Source organism: Haliscomenobacter sp., from assembly GCF_040403615.1.
GTDB lineage: Bacteria > Bacteroidota > Bacteroidia > Chitinophagales > Saprospiraceae > Haliscomenobacter.
In genome coordinates, this window is the sequence record NZ_JBBAKG010000182.1 from 1 (window position 1) to 4,814 (window position 4,814).

The following is a 4,814-nucleotide window of genomic DNA, read 5'->3' on the forward strand; positions in this document are numbered from 1 at the left end:
GTTTACCGGTCTCTATATTTTGACAGGCTCACAAACACAATTTACTGAGGCAGAAACTGCTAAGTGGCTCAATGTCGCATCAACCATGGCACAGCGCTTACAAGTTAAATCTGGTTAGAAAAACCCTATGGAAGTCCTTTACCCAGAGGTCATGAAGAGGAATTATTGAGCCATGAAGCTTCTAATCGACTGGGATGGTGGATCGACGGTCATCAATCCCGGTAAACCCTTCACAATCGGAAGAGATAAATCAGCTGATATTCAGGTGATGGGTTCAAAGGTTTCAAGAACTCATCTTCGCCTTGAATTTGATGGCAATCATTGGAATGCAGTTGATCTTGACTCTTCAAACGGAACCTTTTTGAATGGAAAAGCTGTTAGAGAATTTGCAATCACTGAACTGATCTCAATCTTTTTAGGTGGAGACAATGGCCAGGAAATTCGGTTACATCCACTGGAATTGGGAAAAAAGAAGAGTAAAGAGCCGTTAAAGAAAGCCCCTATTCAAAAGGGTGATCGAACACTTGTCGCTTCAGTTCTAGAGAACTACCCAGCTTCATATGATGATCAGACATCTCGAATTCGTTTGCAGCAACGTATTCGTATTGGGCGTGATGCTGCAAATGATTGGCAGATTGAGGATTTAACAGTTTCACGTTTTCATGCTGAAGTGGTTCAGAATGACAGCGGAGGTTTTGATCTAGTTGATCTTCGCTCTTCAAATGGTTCCTTCATAAATGGTCAGCAAATTAAGCGCCGTGAAATTGAAATTGGGGATCTGATCTCAATTGGTGGCGCGACCCGACGGTTCACCTCAGATGGCTTGGATTCTCCTGTTGGCATAGATGGCGTTGATGTTGTTGCAAAGGATCTTCATTTTTCTGTTGGCGATAGACAACTACTAAAGGATATTAACTTTCACTTAGGCCCACGCTCTTTAACAGCAATTGTTGGACCATCGGGTGCTGGAAAATCAACGCTATTAAATGCAATCACTGGGCGCACAACACCAACAGAGGGACAAATTCTTATAGGTGGCCGTGATCTTCATAAAGAGTTCGGGGACTTGCGCCAAAGAATCGGACTAGTTCCACAGGCAGATATTTTGCACACCCGCTTAACCGTTAAGCAGGCGCTAAATTACGGTGCTGCGCTTCGTTTTCCCAGTGAAACATCTAAAGCTGAAAGACAGGCACGTGTTGAAGAGGTAATGGAGAAACTTGAACTAACTCCCCGTGCAGATTTGAGAATTGATAAATTATCTGGAGGTCAAAGAAAGCGAGCCAGTATTGGTCTTGAACTACTTACTAAGCCTTCAATTCTTGTCCTTGATGAGCCCACTTCAGGCTTGGATCCTGGTTTAGATGCTCACGTAATGGAAACACTTCGAAAGCTTGCAGATGATGGTCAAACAGTTGTCCTTGTTACACACTCTGTAGATAACTTGAACTTCTGTGACAACGTCGTCCTTTTGGCATCTGGTGGTCGAATTGCATATGCAGGGCCTTCATCGACTGTCTTTACCGCCCTTGGAAAGAACAACTGGGCTGAGGTTTTCAGAATGTTGTCTAGCCCAGAAGCGCTGTTGCTATCAAACAAAAAGCGTTCAGGAGTTATCTCTCCAAGCACTGAGCTTTCGCAAGAGAAGGTAAAGAAGCAATCGTGGGTCCGACAGCTATTAACTCTTAGTGCAAGATATCTGCGAGTCATATCTTCTGATCGTTATTACCTAGGCTTACTAGCTGCAATTCCTATTTTAATTGGTTTGATTTGCTATGCCACAGCTGGTGATTTAGGACTTGGCCCAGGGTTACCTGGTGCGAATGGCAAATTTTTTAATCCAAGTGCCCGTTCAAATCTAATGATCCTTATTTTGGGAACGGTGTTTATTGGGCTTTCAACATCGGTTCAAGAGATTATTAAAGAAGACCCTATTCGCCTGCGCGAAAAGAGTGTTGGAATTAGATCAGGAACATATCTGATGTCAAAGGTTCTGATCCTAGGAATTGCAACAACAATTCAATCAGTAATTTTTGCCTCAATTTTGTTATTTAACCGCCCCGTTCCGGAAAAAGGTCTCTTTATCGGAAGTTCATATCTTGAAATCTTGTTCTTAACTGTTGCACTTGGCTTTGCTTCAATGTGTTTAGGTTTGCTAGTTTCAAGTATTTTGAGCTCACCTGAACAAGCAATGCCAATTCTTGTGGGCTTAACAATGGCGCAAGTAGTTCTATCAGGTGCCTTGCCTGGAAAGAATGAAGGCATCATCGATCTGATCTCACCATTAGTGCCAAGTTATTGGTCAATGAACGCATTTTCTGCATCAGTGAATTTGATAGATCTATCTGTCATTTCTGATCCTGATTTAAGGGGTCGCTGGGAGCCAATTGTCGAAACCCTGACCCAAGGATCCTCCATTGTCTTTGGGATGTCTCTTCTCTTCCTTGCAACCTGCTATCTGGTCCTGTCAAGAAAGCGTTAACACCTCTTGCTTATTAGGGTGAAACACTTCGTTTTGCCCCATATTTGCTTGAATCCATTGAGTATTTTTGATTGCCTGCTTGTCGGGATGGCAGACTAAGCACATGGAGCGGTTAAGAAGCGGTGACCCCGAGCAGATCGGGCCTTGGCAGATTGTCAATCGCCTTGGCTCAGGTGGCATGGGCATCGTCTATATGGGCACAAATGGAACACACGCTGCCGCTATTAAAGTTGTTCGTGAATTTCTCTTAGAAGATCCAGCAAGTCGAACTCGACTAGAGCGAGAGGTTGACACTTTACTTCGCGTTAAAAGTGAGTTTGTTGCCGAGATAGTTGGCTCCGATATCAATGGAAATCCAGCATGGATTGCAACTAATTACGTGGATGGTCCAAGCTTAAAGTTATTGATAGAAAAAGAAGGTCCACTCCCAGAAGATCAGTGGATAGATTTTGCTAGAGGCTTTCTATCTGCACTCGTATCTGTTCACTCAGTAGGTGTTGTGCATCGAGACATAAAGCCATCAAACATATTGATTACAAAAAGTGGTCCAAAACTAATTGACTTTGGAATCTCTTTTGTTAATGATGCCACTTCCTTGACCGGCACAGGAATGGTTGCTGGCACACCAGCGTGGCTAGCACCTGAGCAATTCTTAGGAAAAGAAATCACCACATCTGTAGATAATTTTGCAGCCGGTTCAACGCTCATGTTTGCAGCAACAGGTAAAACACCGTGGGGTGCTGATGATTCTTCAGTTGGCGCAGTCATGCACACCATTTTGATGGTAGAGCCTGACACTTCAGCATTGTCAGATTTTCAAATCGATATTATTACGCCACTGTTGATAAAAGATGCACAGTCGCGTAAGACCGCTTCCCAGATGCTTAAAAGACTTAATGATGGACCAAAGAAGTTATCGCTAGGTTCGAAAAAAGAGCAAAAGCAACAGGAAGCCACGGCTCAAAATTCATTCTTAGAAAAGACTAGAAAACAAGATATTGAGGATAAAAAGGCAAAGCAGGATGCCCTCAGTAAGCAGATTGAGGATGAAAAGCTCGCACAAGAGAGGCAAGTTTTAGATGCCGCAAGAAAGCTTGCAAAAGATCAGGATTTAGCTAAAAAGGCTGAAGAGAAACTTCAGAAAAAAACAGCCGAGGAAAATGCAAAGCAAGCAAAAAGAGAGCTTAAATCTGCAGCAAAAACTTCTTCTGGACCAAAGACAGGTGCTGGCACATCCAGCGGTAGTAAAAAGCAAGTGCCGGTCCTAATTGTTGCGGGGTTAGTCGCACTGAGCATTGCTGCTTACTTTATTTTTGCAGGATCAAAATCTCCTGAAGGTCAGGTTGCTGGAGGTTCAGAGAAGCTGCCTGCTTACACCTGGTCTGCATTGATTTCTGGTGAGACTGAAGCAACCACAGGAGATGGAACTACTTTCGAATTTTATGTTTGCGACCAGTATGTCGTTGGATCTTCATTGAAAGTTGAAAGTATTTCTCCTCGTCCAGCCGATGCTGGTCCAATAAAAGCTAAAGTAATTAAAGGTGATGCACGTTGCGGTACCGAGTTTGACACCATTGTTGTTAGCGGAAGAGAAGCAAAGCAACCTGGTTCAATCAATTACTTTGTTGCCGGAAAGACGGCTACAAACTTAGATTTAAGATATGACTTTTCTGTAACTATTTTGTCAAATTAGTAAAAACAAGAAGTTTCTAGAGTTAGAACTTCTATTTCTTGTAACCAGGTGGGCACTGTTTTCCAACAAAGACTTTAACTATTGAGCCTTTTTTGCAAGTTACCTTTCCTGATTTCTTCGCTTTTGCAGCAGCAGCTTTTGCAGCAGCAGCTTTTGCAGCAGCAGCTTTTGCAGCAGCAGCTTTTGCAGCAGCAGCTTTTGAATCTGCTTCTTGTTTAGCTTTCAGATCTGCTACAGCCTTAGCATCTGCCTCTTGTTTTGCTCTCAGATCCGCAGTTACCTTCGCATCTGCCTCTTGTTTAGCTCTTAAATCTGCGGCGGCCTTTGCATCTGCGGCTGCTTTTACATCAGCCTCTAGTTTGGCTCTTAAATCTGCTGCAGCCTTTGTATCTGCTTCCAATTTAGCTCTCAGATCTGCAGCAACCTTGGCGTCAGCTTCTTGTTTAGCTTTCAGATCCGCAGCAGCTTTTGCATCTGCTTCTTGTTTAGCCTTCAGAGCAGCAGCAGCCTTTGCATCTGCTTCCTGCTTTGCTTTCAGATCTGCAGCAGCCTTTGCATCTGCTTCTTGTTTAGCCTTCAGATCCGCAGCAGCCTTTGCATCTGCTTCCTGCTTTGCTTTCAGATCTGCAGCAGCCTTTG

2 protein-coding genes and 1 pseudogene are annotated in these 4,814 nt (G+C 43.6%); 2 read left to right on the plus strand and 1 reads right to left on the minus strand.

Going from position 1 to position 4,814, the window contains the following annotated elements; genetic code table 11:
- The first annotated feature begins 172 nt into the window (after window positions 1-172).
- Together ABW391_RS28045 and ABW391_RS28050 are read left to right on the plus strand one after the other, a co-directional pair.
- Window positions 173-2,482, plus strand: coding sequence for an ATP-binding cassette domain-containing protein (locus ABW391_RS28045; RefSeq protein ID WP_353485220.1), 2,310 nt, complete (start codon window positions 173-175; stop codon window positions 2,480-2,482).
- Window positions 2,483-2,585: 103 nt separating this feature from the next.
- Window positions 2,586-4,175, plus strand: a complete 1,590-nt coding sequence (locus tag ABW391_RS28050) for a serine/threonine protein kinase (RefSeq protein WP_353485221.1) — start codon at window positions 2,586-2,588, stop codon at window positions 4,173-4,175.
- Between the two features lie 31 nt (window positions 4,176-4,206).
- Here ABW391_RS28050 and ABW391_RS28055 read toward each other — a convergent pair.
- Window positions 4,207-4,814 (minus strand): annotated as a pseudogene (locus tag ABW391_RS28055) (protein TolA); the annotation flags it as partial.